Source organism: Lysobacter sp. Soil_N_51 (assembly GCF_057655755.1).
The window spans coordinates 200,182-218,328 of record NZ_JBDGLR010000006.1 but is presented as its reverse complement, the minus strand read 5'-3'; the positions used below and the strand labels follow the sequence as shown (position 1 = coordinate 218,328).

The window sequence follows — 18,147 nt, the reverse complement described above, 5'->3', positions numbered from 1 at the left end:
CGCCGACGCACTCACGGCAGGCGGTGCCGCGCCTCGTAATAGGCGCGCCAATGACTGCCGCCTTTCTTGGCCACTTTCTGTTCGAAATAACGCCGCAGCTTGGCGCGATCGTCGGCATCGTCCTTGACCACGGTGCCGGCGATGCAGTCGACCAGATCGGCCGGCGAGCCTTCGCGCTGTTCCAGGAACCACGCGCGCACGCCGACCGCATGGGCGACGTTGACCGCTTCGGCGGTGGACATCACCGCGTTGAGCCGGTCCATCGCGCCGTCGCTGCGGGCCGCGCCGCTGTCCTTGCCGCGCAGGTCGCGGAAGGTTTCCACCAGCAGTTCCAGCACCTGGGTCGGCACCGATTTCGGAATGCCGCTGCGCGCGAGCAGCCGCGCCGAGGCCTGTTCGACCAGGGCCAGTTCGCGTTCGAAATCGAGGATCGGAAACACCGTCTCGAAATCGAAACGGCGCTTGAGCGCGGCGCTCATCTCGTTGACGCCGCGGTCGCGGGTGTTGGCGGTGGCGATGATGTTGAAGCCGTCGCGTGCGTACAGCATGCCGTCCTCGCCGGACAGTTCCGGCACCGCCATGACCCGGTCCGACAGCATGCCCAGCAGGCAGTCCTGCACTTCCTGCGGCGCGCGGGTGATTTCCTCGAAACGCACGATGCGGCCCTCGCGCATGCCCTGGTACAACGGCGCCGGCACCAGCGCGCGCGGGCTGGGGCCTTCGTTGATCAGCAAGGCGTAGTTCCACGAGTACTTGATCTGATCCTCAGTGATCGAGGCGCCGCCCTGGATGGTCAGGGTCGACACACCGCTGATCGCGGTCGCCAGCAGTTCCGACAGCAGCGATTTCGCCGTGCCCGGCTCGCCGACCAGCATCAGGCCGCGGCCGGTGGCCAGGGTCACCAGCATGCGTTCGATCGACGCGACCGGCGCGACGATCTTGCGCTCGATGCCCAGGCTATCGTCGCCGAGCACGAACGCGCGCGCGGCCTTCAGGCTCAAAGCCCAGCCGGGCGGTCGCGGGTCGCGGTCGTTCGCGGCCAGGCGCGCGAGTTCGTCGGCGTGCAGCAGTTCGGCCGGCGGGCGTTGCAGATGCGACGACGTGGATGCGGGAGCAACGGTCGGAGTTTTGGCCATGTCGGTTAGTCGTGTTCCATGAAAGCGGCGAGGTCGATCAGCGCTGACGGGTTGGTTGAAAACTCAGGCGCGCAGCGCTTCGAGGTCGCGGATCAACTCGCTGGCCGAGATCGGATCGAGCCCGGACAAGCGCTCGGCGGTCTGCATGTTGCCCCAGCTCGACGGCTTGCCGATCTGCACTTCCTGCAAGGTCTGCTCCGGGTACTCGTCGACCAGGCCGACGATGATGCCCGGGTCGAGGGTCAGCTCGATCACCCAGTCGCGGCCGAGCGGCTTGCTGAAGTACCAGATGCCGCCGCCGTCCTGCGCGGTGCCGCGCCGCCAGCCCTTGTTGACCAGGCCGAGCACGCGCCCGGTCGGCACCACCACGCCCTTCCAGCGCAGCAGCTTGTCCTGTTCTCGTTCGGCCGGGTCCAGCGCGTGCACATCGCGGCCCATCTGCGCGAACGGCTGCAGCAGTTCGTAATCGGCGAACAGCTGGCCGAACGCGGCCGCGTCGGCGGCCGGCAATTCCAGCGCATGCGGCAGGCCGATGCGCACCGTGTCGCCGCGCGGCAACTCGAAGCCATCGTCGCCGGCGGTGGTGTAACTGGCATCTTCGGCGACGCGGAAACAGGCCTGCAGGCGGCCGCCGTAACCGGCATCGTCGGCATCGGCCTCGTACACGCCCCAGACCAGGCGCTGGACCAGATGGCGCAGCAACGGATGGCCGGCGAGGAATTGCTCGAACACCTCCACCGTCCAGCGGCACCGGCTGCACATCGCCACTTCCAGCCGCAGCACCTGCTGGCTGGCGATGGTGCGAACGTCCTTCTTGAGCAACTTGAAGCGTTCGGTGGCCTGTTTTGACAACTCCGCGTCGTCGCTCTTCTTCGGCTTGGGCAGATCGGCCAGGCGCGCGCCGTCGCTGTCGCGCACGTACGGTTTGAGCGCCTCGTCGAAGCCGACCCGGAACTGACGCGTGCCGAAATCCAGCAGCATCGTGCCGTGTTCGTCCAGGCCCAGGTCGGGCGCCAACCGATCTTCCAGTTCTTCCGCGCTGAGCCCGCGCGCCTGCGCGATCTCTTCGATCTTCTCGCGCGCCTTGTCCTGCAGGCCCTTGAACTTGACCTTCTGGGCGATGCCGTTGAGCAGCATCAAGGCCACGTCGCTGCCGATCCCGGCGAGCACGTCGAGGCCGGCGACCGCGCGCGCATGCGCGGCCTCACCGGGCCAGGCGCGGATGTACGGTGTGAGCCGGCGCGCGGTGTCGTCGTTGCCGATCAGCGCCAGCACGCTCATCGCCCAGCTGTCCTTGGACGGCGCGCCGGCGTAGAGCCAGGCGCCGAACGCGTCCCAGCCGAAATCGGCCAGCGATTGGGCGATGCAGGCTTCGCGCAGTTGCTCGATGCCGGGGTACACGCCTTCGTTGGTCGGAAACGCGAACATCGTGCCGACGTGGTCCAGCGCCTGATCCGGCAGCGCCTTGCCGTTGCGCAGCAGCGGCCGGCGCCAACCGCGCGGCTGCCAGAACGCCGGCAACGGCGCGCGTTTGCTCGGATAACGGTCGAGCGGATTCTCGATCAGCATCGCTTCCAGCGCAGCGCTCACGTCCTCGCGTTGATAGCGCGTGGCGACCTCGCGCAGCAGCGCGCCGTGGCCTTGCTCGTCGAGCAGGCGCAAGCCGGCGGCGGCGCAATCGCGCGCTTCGCCGGCCTTACCGATCGCCGGCGCGATCAGACCGCATGCCGCGTATTCGGGATTGGCCAGCAGCCAGCGACGGCCGATATCGCGCACGCTCTTGAGCTTTGCGAACGCGCGCGCCATCAGCGGCGCGAACTCGACCGTGCCCACGTGCAGCGCCACTTGCAGATGTTCGCTCGGGCGCCGCCGCACCGCCGCGCTCACGCCGGGCAATGCCGCCAGGCCGAAGCGCGCGAGCATGTACTCCACGCCGTAGTCGCTGTCGCCTTCGCCGGCCAGCGCATTCCACACCGGCACCGCCAGTTCCTCGGGCAGTTGCCCCACTTCGGTGCCGTCGATCGGCATCCAGCTCCAGCCCGTGGTCTTGCGCACGGCCTTGTAGCGCTGCCACGCGTCAACCAGGGTCTGGCAGTCGCGCGTGCGGATCGCCTTGGCGGCGTCCTCGAGGATCGACTTGTCCTTGACGTCGCGACCGTTCAAACCTAGCAGCCCGGCCATCGCCAGTGCGTCGTTGCCGAGCTTGCCGAAACGCTCGCGCTTCCACTGCCCCACATCCTGCGCGGCCTCGCGTTCGGCCGGCGTCCAATGTTCGACCGCGGTCAGCGGCAGCGGCTCCAGACCGGCCACCGTCAACACCTTCGGCCGCGTGCCCAGCCACGGCGGCGCCGCCAGCACCGGCGGCAGTTCGTCGGGCGCGGCGGTTTCGGCCGGTCCGCTGAGCTGGGCCAGCAGTTTGTCGATGGTCTGCGCCGCGGCCGGACTCAGCCACGGCCGCAGCGCCGGCACCTGGTCCGCGCGCGCGCGCAGCAGCGCGGTCAGGCTCGGTCCGAGCAGCACCGCGTCCTTGCCGCCGTTGGCGATGACCCGCGCCAGCCCGACCATCGCCGCGCTCGGCCAACGATTCACCGCGCGGGTCAGACGCGCCAGCGTGTTCTTGCTCAGACTGGCCGCGGCCGCCAGCGCCTCGATCGCGTCGGGCGTGCCGATCGCGACCAGCGCCTCGCCGGCGGCATCGTAGCCGGCACCGGGGGCGAGCCGGTCCAGCGCCTCCACGCCGTGCTCGATCAGCACCGTGGCGATCATGTCCTCGTGACCGAAGAACGGCGTATAGCCGTCGATCTTGGCCTTGCGCGCGATCGCGATCGCGGCCGGATCGGTCGCGCTGAGCTGCAGCCAGTGCAACTGCGCCGGTGCGCCGCTGCCGCCGTAGCGATGAGCGAGTTCGTTCGAAAGTTCGGGGCGGTCGGGCAACAGCAACGCCATGCTGATCTGACGCGAGGGGTGCAATTGCGGCAGCACCTCGACGATCCGCCGCACGCACTCGTCGTACACGTCCTGCGGCGCGGCGGCCAGATGCTCGCGAAACGCGAGTTCGCCGTTGCTGAGCGGGCCGTGCCAGCTTGAGCCGAGCGGACGGTCGGGCTGGGCGGTGAGAAAACGCTCGTGGGTCTGGGTCGCGCGGTCCCAATCGGTGCCGACGACCAGCGAGCGCTGCGCGTCCAGCAAATGTTCGACCGCCTTGAGCAAGCCATGGCGCGCGACCAGAAAGCCCACGAACGGCGCGCCGGCGTCGCGATCGCCATAACCCATGGTCAGCGCGAGCAACGCGGCGGTGGACGCGTCCGAGCCGTCGGGCCGGCGCGATTGCAGGCGTTCGCCGGCCTCGGCCAAGGCCGCCTGCCAGGCCGGATCGGTCTTGCTCAGTTCGATCCGGTTGCCGTTGAGCAGGATCTCGCGCGCGGCCAGCCACAGCTTGAGCGGATCGGTGTCGGCGATCGGCTTGGGATGTCGCCGGGTCGCCAGGGCGAGCTTGATCAGGTCCGGGCCGATGTCGAGCGGCACGCCATCGTTGAGCCACGGCGGTGTGTCGGATGCGGCGGCGGGCGCGCTAGCGGCTTCGGTAGCGTTGTTCGTTGCGGCGGCATTCGGCGCGGCGACAGGTGCGGGCTCGGGTGCTGCGACTTGCGCGGCTGCGTTCGGCGATGCGGGCGATGTCGCGACCGTCTCGGCCGCCGCTTCGGGCTTGGGTTTGTCGGGCTTTGGTTTTTCGGCGGTCTTGCCGATGCTCGCGCCTACGGCAGCGACGGCTTCCACGTACCCCTTGCCGGTCTTCTCGTCGATCAGCTTGATCAGCGCCGCGGCGGCCTTGTTCGCATCGGCGAAGGCCTTGGTCTGGCTCTGTCCGGCGGTGCCGATGCGGCCCCAGCGGATATTGAGATCGCTACCGTCCTGCTCGGCTTCCCAAAACTTACTCGAACTGCCTTCCACATACTCGAAACGACGCATCGCCACTCCTTGTCGGCCACGCCCTTGGCGCCGATCGCCCGCGTGGATCGGACCAGTTTAGCCGTTGTGCATGTCGTTTCGTGACGCCGTACGCGAAACAAGATCGAGTGGCGGGATCCGAACAAGAGGATCGGGCGACGGCTTCAGCGGTGTCTGTCGGCGCCGCGAATCACAACCACCACAACGCCGCGAGCGCGGCCAGCGCCGGAACCGCCTGCACATAAAAAATTCGGCGGCTGACCGTGGCCGCGCCGTACGCGCCGGCGACCACCACGCAGGCCAGGAAGAAGGTCGCCACATCGATTCGCGCGCAGACCAAGCCCCACACCAGGCCGGCAACCAGGAAGCCGTTGTACAGGCCTTGATTGGCCGCGAGCACGCGGGTGATTTCGGCTTTTTCCGGGGTGTTGCGGAACACCTTCATGCCCAGCGGCTTGGTCCACAGGAACATCTCCAGGACCAGGAAGTACAGGTGCAGCAACGCGACCAAAGCGATCAGGACGATGGTGAGCCAATGCATCGGTCGGGTTCCTTGCGCGAGTGGATTCGCGCAAGCATACGGGTTTGGATGGGGCGGTGGCGGGGGTTCGGGACGTTGCTGGACGATGTGTGAGGTGAGGCCGATATCGGAACGATGTCGGCCTCGTGGTGGTAGCGCCGGGTTGTGCGGTGGCGTGGTCGCGGCTCACGCCGCTCCTACAGTGGGATACGTGACTTCGCTTAGGTCTTGGCTTTTTTGCTGTCGTGCCAGGCCTTCAGGACTTCGGTTTCACGCACGGCGGCGATGCCGGCTTTCGGCTTTGCGCGGCGTTCTTCGGGCAGGGCGCGCCACCAGTCCAGGGTGGCGCGCACGGTCTCGCGCAGCGGGCGCTGTTGCAGGCCCGCGGCGCGCGCCTTGGCCACCGAGGTGCGGCCGAATCCGGCGTACTCGCCGCGCGCGGGAATCCACGCCGGCATGTCCTGCCACGCCGATACTTTCTGCGCTTCTAGGAAATCCGCCGGCACCCAGGTCACGCTCGACTTGACCTTGGCGGCGCGCTGGCATTCGCTCAGCAACGCGCCCATGGTCAGCGAACCGGGCGCGCCGTCGGCGTTGTAGATACCGAAACGGTCGTGTTCCATCGTCGCCAGCAGGAACGCGGCCAGATCGCGCACGTCGATGAACTGGGTCGGGTCGGCGGCGCTGCCGGGGGCGAGGATCTCGCCGCCGCGATCGGCGCGCGCGGGCCAATACGTGAAACGGTCGCTGTTGTCGCCGGGGCCGACGATCAGGCCGGGACGCACCACGGTCGTGCGCCCCGGCAATTCGCGTTCGGCCGCCTGCTCGCACAACGCCTTGAGCCCGCCGTAGGTTTCGCCGGTCACTTCGGTGACGCTCGGGTTGGCGAGCACCGCCAGCGGCGAGGTTTCGTCGTTCGGCGCATCGTTGTTGGCGTAGACCGAAATCGTCGATACGATCAGATACTGCTTGACCCGCGACGCCAGCAGCTTGGCCGAACGGGTCACGTCCGCGGGCAGGTACGCCGAAGTGTCCAGCACCGCGTCCCATTGCCGATCGCCTTCCAGCGCCTTCATGTCGCTCTTGCGATCGCCATGCAATTGCTCGATGTCGGCGAACTGCTCGCCGGAGAATTTATCCGGATTGGTCTTGCCGCGGTTGAACAAGGTCAGGGTGTGGCCGTGCTTGCGCGCGATCTCGACGAAGTGCGGGCCGAGAAAACCGGTGCCGCCGAGCACCAGCAGCTTGCGCGGCTTGGGTTGCAGGATGGTGCGCGCGGACGACGGCAGCGCGAGCAGGCCCGCGCCGGCGCCGGCGGCGGCGAGGAACTCGCGGCGACTGATGCTCATGATTCACCTCGTGCAGGTGGTTGTTCGGAAGAAGGGTCGGAAGACGGAAATTCGGAAGACGGCCGCGCGCCCGGCAGCCGGCGCTGCGCGCGCACGATGCTCCACGCGCCCGCGGTCATGCCGAGCGCGGCGAGCAGGCCGGCGGCGAACACCGCCTGGGTGCCGAACAGGGCCACGCCCTTGTGCACCCAGGCGAAGGCCAGGTCGGTGCCGCGGAACACCGCGGTGTCGATCACCGCCTTGCCCTTGTAGCGCGACGGCCGATCCATGCGCGTGTACAAGGTTTCGCGCGCGGGCTTGGCCAAGGCGAATTCGCTGCCGCGCTGCAGGACCTGCACGATCGCGACCATCACCGGCACCGGCGAAGCCAGCAACACGCCGAAACCGAGCAGCAAGGTCAAGCCGGGCATCAGCAAGGCCGGCGCGACGCCGTGACGGTTCAGCAGCCAGCGCGTGAGCAGCAGTTGGGTCAGGATCGCGAGCACGTTGACCGCGCTGTCGATGCGGGCGAAGTACGCGGTCGCCGCCACCGCGCTGGGGTAGAACTCGCGCGCGATCGCCGCCTGCTGGTTGTAGAGCAAGGTCGCCGCGCCGACGCTGAAGAACAAGGTCACCGCCATCGCGCGCAGCACCGGCCGCTGCCATACCAGCTTGAGCCCGGCCCAGACCGAACCGCCCATCGCGGCTTCGCCACTGGTCTGCCCCTGCCGGCGTTCGCGCGCCATCGCCCACGGCCGCAGTTGCACGATGCACAGCACGCATACCGCCAGGAACGCGATCGAAACCAGCAGCAGATTCGCGACCCCCAACGGCTGCACCAGCTTCTGGGTGAGCACCGGCCCGATCACCGCGCCGGCGGTGCCGCCCGCGCCGATATAGCCGTACACCCGCCGCGCCTGCGCGTCGTCGAACACATCGGCCATGTAACTCCAGAACACCGTCACCGCGAACAGATTGAACAGCGCGATCCAGACGAAGAACACCATGCCGCGTCCCGGCACCGCGCTGTCGAAGGCCCAGTGAAAACCGAACAGGCAGGCGATGAACACCACGTACACCACCGGCAGGAACACCCGCCGCGGAAACCGCGCGACCAGCGCGCCGTACACCGGCTGCAGCAGCACCATGCTGACGAAGGTGGCGGTGAACAGCACCTGCAGCACGAAGTCCTTGAGCTGCCAGCCGTGCGACTGCGCCCAGGCGATCATCGGGTGCGGAAACACCGTCGCGGCATCGTTGGACGCGCCCATCGCGTCGCGGACCGGACGCAGCACGTAGTAGCCGCACAGCAGGCAGAAGAAGTACAGCAGCGACCACCACAGCGGCGCGTTGGATGCGGGCGCGGCGTCGTGGTCGTGCGCGGCGTTCACGCGGCTCATGCGGCAACCCGACAGCACGCGCACGAGATTCGCCGCGCATCGCCCGCGACGTCAGTGTCCGCCTCCCCGCCCTGCCCGCATGGCTCGCGCATCATGCCGCTCCCGTTGCCCCACCCAAACTAGCGCCGTCGCCCGGCGCCGACCTCTGCGGATGGTCATCCCAACCTTCGGCATGGGGGGTGAGCGGGGTTGCAGTCGCTCGGGCTTCGCGTGGCATGGCCGTGCGGATCGCTCACACTTGTCTTACCTGGCGGTGCGGTGCGCTCTCGACTGTCTTGCGTCACGCGGTTGCCGTCGTCGCCCCGCTGTCGCAAGTAGCGCCGACTTTCCCTATCGTCGTTCCCGCGAAAGTGGGCTTTCGCGGGAATGACGAACTGAGAGATACGCCGCCGATCAGCTGGATCGGCAGCGGCCGCGTCCTGCGCCGGCCGCCACAGCGGCCAAATCAGTCCCACCGTACGCAGCTCGCCTCAGCGAATCGAACCCTGCGCGGCTTCGCGCTCACGAACCGACCGGCTCGCCGCCTTCAACCGCAACCGCGAAATCTCCGGCGGCACCCCGAACCGCACCGGCAGGATGCTGGTGCCGATGCCGGTGGAGACGAACAGGTGTTTGCCGTGTTCGATCAGATAGCCGCCGGCGTAGCGCTGGTCGGCCGGCAGCACCGGCGTGCCGATCCACGGCAGTTTCACTTGGCCGCCATGGGTGTGGCCGGCGATCGTCAACGACGCGCGCGCCGGAATGTCCGGGAACAGGTCCGGGTTGTGGGTCAGCGCGATCACCGGCGCGTCGTCGACAACGCCGGCGAAGGCCTTGCCGATATCGTGCGAGGTTTCCCACTTGTCGCCGATGCCGACCATCCACACGCGGCAGTGGCCCAGCCGGGTCTGCACGGCCTGGTCTTCGAGCACGATCACCCCGGCCGCTTCCAGCGCCGCGCGCACCTTGTGGCCGTCCTTCCACCAATCGTGATTGCCGAGCACCGCATACACCGGCTTGCGCGCGGTCAGCGGGCGCAGGTGCGGCGCCATCTGGTCGGCGGAGATATAGGTACCGCCCAATACGCTCAAAATCACGTAGTCGCCGGCCATCAGCACCGCCTGCGCGTCGCTTTTGACCAGTCTGGCGACGATCTCATCGAGCTTGTCCAGGCCGTTGTGCGGCGAACCGGTATGCACATCGGCAATCACGTCCACGCGCAGGCCTTCGCATCCTTGCGACCAATGCGGCAGGGCGAATTCGTAGTCGCGCTCGATCAACTGCCGCGGTTCCCAGAAGAATCCCCAGGCCAGGCACGCGACCGCGCACAGCACCAGCGTGACCAGCACCCGTTGCAGCCATTGCTGGCGCGGCCACGGCCGCCAATCGCGCCTCATGCCGCCGTGCTCTCGCGACGCTCCGCCGCGTTGTTGCGCTGGACCCAGCGCGCGACCCGCCAACCGATCACGCCCGCGCCCGCCGCCGCCGCCGCGCTGATGCCGGCCAGCCCGGCCACGCCGACACCGACGCTGCGCAACGCGACCACGGTGGTCGCCACGGTCACGTCGCCGAACCGCCAAAACGCGGTATCGACCGCGTTCTTGCCCTTGTAGCGCAGGGTCCGCGCGGCGCTGGTGAACAGGCTTTCGCGCGCCGGGTTGACCATGCCATAGGCCAGCCCACGGCTGATCACCAAGGTGATCGCCACCGCCGGCATCGGCGCGATCGTCGCCGCCATCCCGGCCGGCAGCATCGCGATCAAGGCGCCATAGGCGGGAAACAATTCGGTCAGCGGCGCGTGCGCGTCGGCGACGATCGCGGTCAAGGTCAAAAACGCCGCCGTCACCACCGACCACACCCCGATCACCGACGCCGCGCCGCGCCGCGACAACAGCCACGGCGTGATCAACACCTGCATGGTCAGGGCGACGAGGTTGGTCATCAGGTCCAGATCGGCGGCGAAGCGCGTGCGCGCCACCGCGTCGGTGAAGGTCGCCTTGGAATAATCCACGACCAGACCGTAATTGACCGTGCCGATCCAGTCGCCGAGCAACAGCAGCAAGGCCATCGAGGCCATGAACGGATTGGAGAAGATCTGCTTGAGCCCGTCGAGCATGCCGCCGCCGATCGCCGCCTCGTGCGAGGCCTCGTGCCGACGCGTGCCGTGCACGCGCGACCACTGCCCGAGCAAGGTCACGAACACCAGCGCCAGGCCGAGCAGCCCCGCCGACACCATCAGCAGTGGCGCCACCCCGATCCGGTCGACCAGCACCCGGGTCAGCACCGGACCGGCGAGCGAACCGACCGTGCCGCCGACCGCGATCACCGGAAACAATCGCCGCGCCTGGCCCTCGCTCCAGATGTCGGTCATGAAGCTCCAGAACACCGACACCACGAACAGGTTGAACACGCTGATCCAGACGAAGAACACCGTGCCCAATGCGCGCGCGCTCAGCGGCCCGTGTTCGCCGAACAAGGGCATGAACGCGAGCAGGCAGACGATGAAGAAGCCGTACACCAGCGGCACCACCACCCTTCGCGGATAACGCGAGACCAGACCGGAGAACACCGGCGTCAGCGCCAGGGTGGCGATGAAGGTGGCCAGGTAGAACCACGGCAACTGGGTCGAGCCGACCGCGCCGCTGAGTTGGTCGCGCAACGGCCGGATCACGTAGTACGCGGTCAGCACGCAGAAGAAATAGCCCACCGAGAACGCAACCGCGCGCCACTCTCCGCTATGCACTCGCCCGGAGGGCAGGCTGGCGCCTTGAACTGCCGACATTCCGTCGCTCCGTGAGTACAGCGCCGGCGGGCCGCCGGCTTTGCGGGGGTCGTGCTGTGCGGTCGTGCTGGGTAAGGCGGGTCGCGCGGGTATTGCCTGTCGATGGCGGCGCGGCGCGATGCGCGTGACCGCATCGAACCGCTCGCCGCCCGCGGCGCCAACAATGCGGCCATGCGGGTTGCCGGCACGGTAGCCCAAGGCGTCGCATATCGCCACCACGGCATCGGGCGGGATTCCCGCCGACCGGGATGTTGGGAGCATTTGCTCTAGTTTTGGCGCTTACGGTCGCCCCGTCAGCGCGACGACACACGCCGCGCGCCTGCGGGAATCGCCAGTGCCCACCGAGTTCGACTACATCATCATCGGCGCCGGCTCGGCCGGTTGCGTGCTCGCCAACCGCCTGAGCGAAGATCCCGACGCGCGCGTGCTGCTGATCGAAGCCGGCCCGCGCGACCTGCACCCGTTCATCCACATGCCCGCCGGCCTGGCCAAGCTGGTCAACAAGAAAGGCGTGAACTGGGACTACGACACCGCGCCGGAACCGCAGCTCGACAACCGCACCCTGTGGTGGCCGCGCGGCCGCGTGCTCGGCGGTTCGAGCTCGATCAACGCGATGTGCTACATCCGCGGCGTGCCCGGCGACTACGACGACTGGGCCGCGGCCGGCGCCAGCGGCTGGGACTGGAACGGCGTGCTGCCCTACTTCCGCCGCAGCGAACGCAACAGCCGCGGCGACGACGCGCTGCACGGCAGCATGGGTCCGCTGTACGTGTCCGATCTGCGCTACACCAACCCGCTGTCGGGCGTGTTCATCGAGGCCGGACAACAGGCCGGTTTCGCTCGCAACACCGACTTCAATGGACCGCAGCAACAAGGCTTCGGCTTCTACCAGGTCACCCAGAAAAACGGCGCGCGCTGCTCCAGCGCGGTCGCTTATCTCGACCCGGCGCGCGAGCGGCACAACCTGCACGTGGTCACCGGCGCGCTGGTCACCCGCATCAGCATCGACAACGGCCGCGCCACCGGCGTGGTCTACAGCAGCGGCGGGCGTTCGTATCACCAGCGCGCGGTGCGCGAGGTGCTGCTCAGCGGCGGCGCGCTCAATTCGCCGCAGTTGCTGATGCTGTCGGGCATCGGCCCGGCCGATGAATTGCGCAGGCACGACATCGAGGTGCTGCACGATGCGCCGCAGGTCGGCCGCAACCTGCAGGATCATCTCGACGTGTGCACCCTGCAGCACTCGACCCAGCGGATCACCTACGACCGCACCGGCGACCTGCGCGTCGCCTTCGACTACTACCTGCGCGGGCACAGCGGCCCCGGCAGCAGCAACCTCGCCGAGGCCGGCGGCTTCGTGCGTTCGGCGCTCGCGCCGGACGACCGCGCCGACATCCAACTGCATTTCGTGCCGGCGATGCTCGACGACCATGGCCGCCACCGCCTGGCCGGCGACGGCTACACCGCGCACGCCTGCTTCCTGCGTCCGCGCAGCCGCGGCCACCTCGATCTGGCCAGCGCCAGCGCCGGCGACAAGGTGCGCATCCACGCCAACTATCTCAGCGACCCGGAAGGCTTCGATCTGAAGATGATGCTCGAGTGCGCCAAGCTCTCGCGCACGTTGTTCGCGCAGAAAGCCTTCGACCCCTACCGCGGCGCGCCGATCTTCCCGGCCCGCAGCGACCTGAGCGACGCCGAGCTGATCGAATTCGTGCGCGCCAAAGCCGAGTCGGTGTATCACCCGGTCGGCACCTGCCGGATGGGCGACGACGAGGCGTCGGTGGTCGACTCGCAACTGCGCGTGCGCGGCGTCCAGGGCCTGCGCGTGGTCGACGCCTCGGTGATGCCGAGCCTGATCGGCGGCAACACCAACGCGCCGACCATCATGATCGCCGAGCGCGCTTCGGATCTGATTCGCGGGCGGTGAAGCCGGGAATCGGGAATGGGGAATGGGGAATCGGAAGGGCAAGAGCCGCAGCATGCGCGTGGCGCTGCTTTTCCGATTCCCGATTCCCGATTCCCGATTCCCGATTCCCGCCAAAGGGCTGAAATGACGCGCCAACGGTGTGGCTTTTACAGCTCCCAATTCCCGATTCCCGATTCCCGCCCCACCCATTAATCCCTGCAAAATCAGAATCCTGAATGCGGTTGTTGCACAACTCCCTGAGATCGGCGCTAGAATCGGATCGACCCCGGCTAACCAGGCGCTGCGAGCGATGAAACGCACCTCTTCCCGACGCTCACTCAACCCCTGGCGCCTGGGCACGCTCGCGGCCCTGCTGACCATGACCCTGGGTTCGACCGCGCAGACCTCGCTACGTTGGCAAACGCCGGCACCGTCCCAGCCGGTCGCGCGCGCGCAGGGCTACGACGGCACCGCCCTGCCGGGCCTGAGCGCCGCGCCGCAGCACCTCAATCCGCAGGTGCAGCCGCTGTCGACCGATTTCGACGTCCGTCAATTCGAAGCCATGGCGCAAGCCCTGGTCGCCGAGCAACGCATTCCGGGCATGGCGATGGCCATCGTCCACAACGGCCAGGTGCTCAGCGCGCGCGGCTACGGCATCACCGACGTACGCAACGCCGAGCCGATCGACGCCCACACCGTGTTCCGCCTGGCCTCGCTGTCGAAGAGCTTCGCCGGCACCCTGACCGGCCTGCTGGTCAACGACGGCACCCTGCGTTGGGACAGCAAGGTCGTCGACTACATGCCGGGCTTCCAGTTGGTCGATCCCACCGCCGCGCGCAGCCTCACCGTCGCCGACGTGCTCAGCCACCGGGTCGGCCTGACCCACAACACCTACGACCGCGACCTGGAAAACTACGCCGACTATCGCGTGCTGACCCAGAAACTCGCGTACGCGCCGATGGCCTGCCAGCCCGGCACCTGCTACGGCTACCAGAACATCGCCTTCAGCCTGATCGGCGACGTGGTGTTCGCCGCCACTGGCGATTTCTACAGCCAAGAGGTCCAGCGCCGTTTGTTCAAGCCGCTCGGCATGAACGATGCGAGCCTGGGCCTGGAAGGCATCACCGCCAGCGCGCGCTGGGCCAAGCCGCACGTGCGCGCGCGCGGCGGCTGGGCCTCGGTGACGCCGAAGCCGACCTATTACCAATTGCCGCCGGCCGCCGGCATCAATGCCAGCGCCAGCGACATGGCGCAGTGGCTGATCGCCCAGACCGGCCATCGCACCGACGTGCTGCCGCTGCCGCTGCTCGCGACCCTGCATCAACCGCTGGTCGATACGCCGACCGAAATCCGTGGCTCGAGCTGGCGCCGCCAGCGCCTGAGCACGGCCGGTTATGCGCTGGGCTGGCGCGTGTTCGATTACGCCGGCCACCGCGTGGTGTTCCATGCCGGCGCGGTGCAGGGCTATCGCGGCATGGTCGCGCTGCTGCCCGAGCGCGACCTGGGTATCGCGGTGTTGTGGAACAGCGAAAGCGGCCTGCCGACCGGCATGCTGCCGACCCTGCTCGACCGCGCGATCGGCCTGCCGACCCAGCGCTGGCTCGACGTCGACGGCTTCGACGACCCGAGCCTGTACGCCTCCGAAGGCGTGACCCCGAGCCGCGAGGTCAGTGGCAGCAATGCGCAGAAGGCGACCGCGGCGCCGCGGTGAAGCCGGGATTCGAGAGTCGGGATTTCGAGATTGGCAAAGCAGAAGCAGGCGTCTCGATGCCTGATCTAACAACAAAGGCCCGCTGATCGCGGGCCTTTGCTTTTTTGCGGTTTCGAATCCCGAATCCCCAATCACGAATCCCCGCTCTCAGCCACCTGCTTGAGCTTCGCCAACCCCTTGTCGTAATCCTTGCCGACCATGCGGTCGAGCAGCAGGCCGAACCAGCGCGAGACCAGGTTGTTGCCGTGCTCGCTGTCCAGCGCCCAGGTCACGCGGGTGCCGTCGCCTTCGCCTTTCAAGGTGAAGGTGCCGGTGGCCTGGGTGCCGTCGAAGTCGAGCGCGTTGACGATCTTGTGCTGCGGCACCGACTCGGTGATGCGCTGCGCGCCCTTGCCGACCTTGTCGCCCTCCCAGGCCATCGCCGCGCCCACGCCCGACTCCGGCCCGCTGTAGCTGTACTTCGCGCTCGGCTCCAGCTCGAACCACGGCGACCACTCGTTGAAGCGCTTGTAGGAATCGAGCAAGGCATGCACCTCGCCCGGAGGCCGCGCGATCGAGATCGACCGCTCGACATGCGTACTCGCCGGCAACAGGAAACCGCCGACCACGAACACCGCCGCGAGCAGCACGACCAGATAAAGCAGTCCCTTGAACAAACCTTTCATGGTGTTCCCCCGATGGCAGGTGCGAGTTGGATGCGGTTGGATGATCGGCTGCGACCAGCTTTGCGCCGATCCTACCGCCGGCCGCCGCGACGCGAGCGTGCACGCCCCGACTTGCCGACGAGAGGCAGGCGACCGAAGTCACGGGCCGGTGAGTTTGGGTGAACGATGCGGCGAGTCCGCTCCCCCGCAACGAAGCGCCGACACACCAACCACGAAACCCTCGCCCACCCGTCATCCCCGCGAACGCGGGGATCCAGCGACTTTGGGAAACCCGCAACGAAGCGCCGACAGGTCAGCAACGAAGCCTCCCCCACTCCGTCATCCCCGCGCAGGCGGGGATCCAGAGACTTCAGCGTCATCCGACCAGGCCCCATGGACGCCGCAACGCGGCAGCCGAGACCACGCGGGCGCGCCACGGACCGGAGGATATTTAGAGAGCGACGGACGACATGACATCGCGGCCGTGCGGCAGGATATGAACACTGCGCGCTCGACACCCACCCAGAGCGAGCCCGACCAAGGCCAATCGCCGGACGCTCATCGCGGCGCGAGCCTGCGGCTCGAAAGCCCCGCGACCCGCCACAAATAAAAAACTCTCCTCCCGCCTGGGCTGCGGGAGGAGAGCTGGATTACGGCAATCGGGTGTTTCTTATTAGATCAGCGGAGCCGGGGTCGCCGGGAGCGCTGCGGTAGCCTTCGGCTTGCGGGCCTTCTTGGCGGCCTTCTTCGGGGCCTTCTTGGCGGCCTTCTTCGCGGTCTTCTTGGCAGTCTTCTTGGCTGCCTTCTTCACGGTCTTCTTGGCGGCCTTCTTGGCGGTCTTCTTAGTCGCCTTCTTGGCAGCCTTCTTGGCGGTCTTCTTGGTCGCCTTCTTAGCAGCCTTCTTGGCGGTCTTCTTGGTCGCCTTCTTAGCAGTCTTCTTGGCGGTCTTCTTGGTCGCCTTCTTCGCGGCCTTCTTGGCGGTCTTGCGGACGGCCTTCTTGGCAGCCTTCTTCACGGTCTTCTTGGCGGCCTTCTTGGTGGCCTTCTTGGCGACCTTCTTAGCGCCGGCCTTCTTGGCGACCTTTTTCGTCGCTTTCTTGGCGGCGGACTTCTTAGCAGCTTTCTTAACGGCCATGTGATGGCTCCTCGTCAGTGATGATCAGGAATGATCAGTGGTAGTGCGGTAAGCCCAGTTCAAAGGAACTCTGTGTTGGCAGAGCCGCGGGAGTCGGACCCGCGTGCAACCGCCGACGCGCTGGGCGCGCCGGAACGGATCGGGGATCGCGCCCGGCCGCAAGCGCGGCGGGACCGATGGCGCGTCCGCCGGAAAGGCGGACGGAGCAGGCCGCGGAAAGGGGCGGCCAAACAAAAACCCGGGGCGCCGAACGCGAACCGGGTTGCAAGAAGCAGGTCGTCAGCGATGTCATCAAGGTTTTGGATGTCATCGGCGGAGAGAGCGTGGCCAACATTTCTGCAGAGGAAGCGAACCCAACGTCCACCGTTTTGACTGTCCAGGCGGAGGTCCGTTTTGTGCTGCGTGTTGTCGCGCTTGGTTTTCTCACTCTCGTCTGCAGGAAACGTCTGCTGGGCGAAACCTAATCACGCTTTTTATGACTGTCAACAACCCGGCCTATTTTTTTTTCCGGCCGCTCGCCCGGAACGCCGCGCCGACGACGCCGCGCGCGCGTTTCGAAAACGCGCGCGCGCATCGACGCGTTCGATGCGTGTTTCGTTCGACGTCGCTGAAACCCAAGCGTGGCGCGGCTTTCAGCGCGCTCGCGTTTTTTGTTCGCGGTTTTTCCAACACGCGCGCGTCGCGCGCGAAGCGCGTCGCGAACGATTCCGACGACCTGTACCGGAAGAAAAAATTCCTGTCCGCGACGGCCGCCGATTTCGCGTCGCACAAGCCCGACTGCGCGAAAGTGCGCGAACTTTTTTCCGCCGCGAGCGGCGCTCGCGACCGCCGCGACGGTCGTCGACGCGGGCGAGCGCGCCGTTCGCGACACGACGAAGGCGAGCGAACGCGCCGACCGCGACGCGACGATGCGCGAGCGCTCGCGGCGCAGCCGACACGACCGTTCGTCGGTCTCGAACGCCGACGCGTGCCTCCCGCGCACATCGCGTTCGTACTCGGACGAGCGCGCGCTGGAAACGTTTTTACCTGTCGGCGAAAACTCCGGTGAGGGCGGACAAAGGCGAGGCGCGTTCGCCGAACCGTCCGCCGCGCGCGCGTGCGTTTGCGCCGAGTCGCCGCACCGCCGCGCTCGCATCGCGGCAAGCGCCACGCGAAAGTGGCGCCGCGATAAATCGCGTGGCGGTGCGTCGGCTCGGCACGTAGCGTCGTCCTTCACCAGACCTGCACGCCTGCAGGCGGCGATCGCGCACTGCCGGATCGATGCTCGTCGCGATCGCGTCGTCGGGATCGGCTGGGCTGGGTCGGCCGTTCGCGGCGCGCGCGACGAGATCGCGTGCAACGCGGCAGCGATCGTGCGACGAGCGCCACAGGCCAAACCATCGCGATGAAAATCACCGGAGTTTTTCGCGATTCGCGCGAACGCGCATGCCTCGTCGAATGCATGCGCGATGCGTTGTCGATGGCTTGCGCCGAGCCGGCACGAGGCGCAAACGCCCGATCGGATCCTCATCGAGACGATCGCAACCGCGCGCCGCCGGCACATCGCGGACGCCGCTTCGACCGCCGCTCGCCGCGCGCATGGGCGGACCGGCGCGGCGCCCGAATGTTCGTCGCCGTGGTCGCGTCCGGCCGCGGCGCGCGGCGATGCCACTTCGGATTCG

General features: G+C 67.6%; 13 protein-coding genes. 3 read left to right on the top strand and 10 right to left on the bottom strand.

Translation table 11 applies throughout. From position 1 onward, the window contains the following. Window positions 1-11: 11 nt before the first annotated feature. The 7 genes from AC3A4T_RS12915 to AC3A4T_RS12885 all read right to left on the bottom strand — a co-directional run bounded on the left by AC3A4T_RS12915 (window position 12) and on the right by AC3A4T_RS12885 (window position 11,093). Window positions 12-1,136 (bottom strand): ATP-binding protein, encoded by a 1,125-nt coding sequence (locus tag AC3A4T_RS12915; RefSeq protein ID WP_487675754.1) that lies wholly within the window; start codon window positions 1,134-1,136, stop codon window positions 12-14. Window positions 1,137-1,199: 63 nt separating this feature from the next. Then, a complete protein-coding gene (locus AC3A4T_RS12910; RefSeq protein ID WP_487675753.1) occupies window positions 1,200-5,105 on the bottom strand; it encodes a WGR and DUF4132 domain-containing protein in 3,906 nt (1,301 codons plus the stop codon). A 169-nt stretch (window positions 5,106-5,274) separates the two neighbouring features. Next, complete coding sequence (locus AC3A4T_RS12905; protein ID WP_056117278.1) at window positions 5,275-5,625, bottom strand: DUF1304 domain-containing protein; 351 nt, start codon at window positions 5,623-5,625, stop codon at window positions 5,275-5,277. 200 nt (window positions 5,626-5,825) lie between these two features. Further along, a complete protein-coding gene (locus AC3A4T_RS12900) occupies window positions 5,826-6,953 on the bottom strand; it encodes an SDR family oxidoreductase (protein WP_487675752.1) in 1,128 nt (375 codons plus the stop codon). Then, window positions 6,950-8,332 carry an NTP/NDP exchange transporter gene (locus AC3A4T_RS12895; RefSeq protein ID WP_487675751.1) on the bottom strand — a complete coding sequence of 461 codons (1,383 nt, stop codon included), beginning with the start codon at window positions 8,330-8,332 and terminating at the stop codon, window positions 6,950-6,952. Before AC3A4T_RS12895 ends, AC3A4T_RS12900 begins: the two co-directional genes overlap by 4 nt. Window positions 8,333-8,802: 470 nt before the next feature. Further along, window positions 8,803-9,708: a metallophosphoesterase gene (locus AC3A4T_RS12890; protein ID WP_487675750.1), complete on the bottom strand. Its 906-nt coding sequence runs from the start codon at window positions 9,706-9,708 to the stop codon at window positions 8,803-8,805. After that, window positions 9,705-11,093, bottom strand: coding sequence for an NTP/NDP exchange transporter (locus AC3A4T_RS12885; protein ID WP_487675749.1), 1,389 nt, complete (start codon window positions 11,091-11,093; stop codon window positions 9,705-9,707). The genes AC3A4T_RS12890 and AC3A4T_RS12885 overlap by 4 nt, the downstream gene beginning before the upstream one ends. Before the next feature lie 334 nt (window positions 11,094-11,427). Between AC3A4T_RS12885 and AC3A4T_RS12880 the strand changes: the two genes are divergently transcribed. Both AC3A4T_RS12880 and AC3A4T_RS12875 read left to right on the top strand, forming a co-directional pair. Further along, the gene (locus AC3A4T_RS12880) at window positions 11,428-13,017 is read left to right on the top strand and encodes a GMC family oxidoreductase (protein WP_487675748.1); all 1,590 of its coding nucleotides are present in this window, start codon (window positions 11,428-11,430) and stop codon (window positions 13,015-13,017) included. A gap of 289 nt (window positions 13,018-13,306) precedes the next feature. After that, the gene (locus tag AC3A4T_RS12875; protein ID WP_487675747.1) at window positions 13,307-14,707 is read left to right on the top strand and encodes a serine hydrolase domain-containing protein; all 1,401 of its coding nucleotides are present in this window, start codon (window positions 13,307-13,309) and stop codon (window positions 14,705-14,707) included. 131 nt (window positions 14,708-14,838) lie between these two features. Here the strand turns inward: AC3A4T_RS12875 and AC3A4T_RS12870 are convergent, their stop codons facing one another. Then, window positions 14,839-15,372: an SRPBCC family protein gene (locus AC3A4T_RS12870; RefSeq protein ID WP_487675746.1), complete on the bottom strand. Its 534-nt coding sequence runs from the start codon at window positions 15,370-15,372 to the stop codon at window positions 14,839-14,841. A 652-nt stretch (window positions 15,373-16,024) separates the two neighbouring features. Beyond that, window positions 16,025-16,486: a hypothetical protein gene (locus AC3A4T_RS12865; protein WP_487675745.1), complete on the bottom strand. Its 462-nt coding sequence runs from the start codon at window positions 16,484-16,486 to the stop codon at window positions 16,025-16,027. 176 nt (window positions 16,487-16,662) lie between these two features. Between AC3A4T_RS12865 and AC3A4T_RS12860 the strand changes: the two genes are divergently transcribed. Further along, window positions 16,663-16,950, top strand: a complete 288-nt coding sequence (locus tag AC3A4T_RS12860) for a hypothetical protein (protein WP_487675744.1) — start codon at window positions 16,663-16,665, stop codon at window positions 16,948-16,950. Here the strand turns inward: AC3A4T_RS12860 and AC3A4T_RS12855 are convergent. Beyond that, window positions 16,947-18,137 carry a hypothetical protein gene (locus tag AC3A4T_RS12855; protein WP_487675743.1) on the bottom strand — a complete coding sequence of 397 codons (1,191 nt, stop codon included), beginning with the start codon at window positions 18,135-18,137 and terminating at the stop codon, window positions 16,947-16,949. The two genes, AC3A4T_RS12860 and AC3A4T_RS12855, sit on opposite strands and share 4 nt — an antisense overlap. Between the last annotated feature and the right edge of the window lie 10 nt (window positions 18,138-18,147).

What these genes read in the sequence shown, in the direction of transcription:
- AC3A4T_RS12900 (WP_487675752.1), bottom strand. Translation starts at nt 6,953, where the DNA reads ATGAGCATCAGTCGCCGCGAGTTCCTCGCCGCCGCCGGCGCCGGCGCG.
- AC3A4T_RS12910 (WP_487675753.1), bottom strand. Translation starts at nt 5,105, where the DNA reads ATGCGTCGTTTCGAGTATGTGGAAGGCAGTTCGAGTAAGTTTTGGGAA.
- AC3A4T_RS12875 (WP_487675747.1), top strand. Translation starts at nt 13,307, where the DNA reads ATGAAACGCACCTCTTCCCGACGCTCACTCAACCCCTGGCGCCTGGGC.
- AC3A4T_RS12870 (WP_487675746.1), bottom strand. Translation starts at nt 15,372, where the DNA reads ATGAAAGGTTTGTTCAAGGGACTGCTTTATCTGGTCGTGCTGCTCGCG.
- AC3A4T_RS12860 (WP_487675744.1), top strand. Translation starts at nt 16,663, where the DNA reads ATGGCGCGTCCGCCGGAAAGGCGGACGGAGCAGGCCGCGGAAAGGGGC.
- AC3A4T_RS12885 (WP_487675749.1), bottom strand. Translation starts at nt 11,093, where the DNA reads ATGTCGGCAGTTCAAGGCGCCAGCCTGCCCTCCGGGCGAGTGCATAGC.
- AC3A4T_RS12905 (WP_056117278.1), bottom strand. Translation starts at nt 5,625, where the DNA reads ATGCATTGGCTCACCATCGTCCTGATCGCTTTGGTCGCGTTGCTGCAC.
- AC3A4T_RS12915 (WP_487675754.1), bottom strand. Translation starts at nt 1,136, where the DNA reads ATGGCCAAAACTCCGACCGTTGCTCCCGCATCCACGTCGTCGCATCTG.
- AC3A4T_RS12890 (WP_487675750.1), bottom strand. Translation starts at nt 9,708, where the DNA reads ATGAGGCGCGATTGGCGGCCGTGGCCGCGCCAGCAATGGCTGCAACGG.
- AC3A4T_RS12895 (WP_487675751.1), bottom strand. Translation starts at nt 8,332, where the DNA reads ATGAGCCGCGTGAACGCCGCGCACGACCACGACGCCGCGCCCGCATCC.
- AC3A4T_RS12865 (WP_487675745.1), bottom strand. Translation starts at nt 16,486, where the DNA reads ATGGCCGTTAAGAAAGCTGCTAAGAAGTCCGCCGCCAAGAAAGCGACG.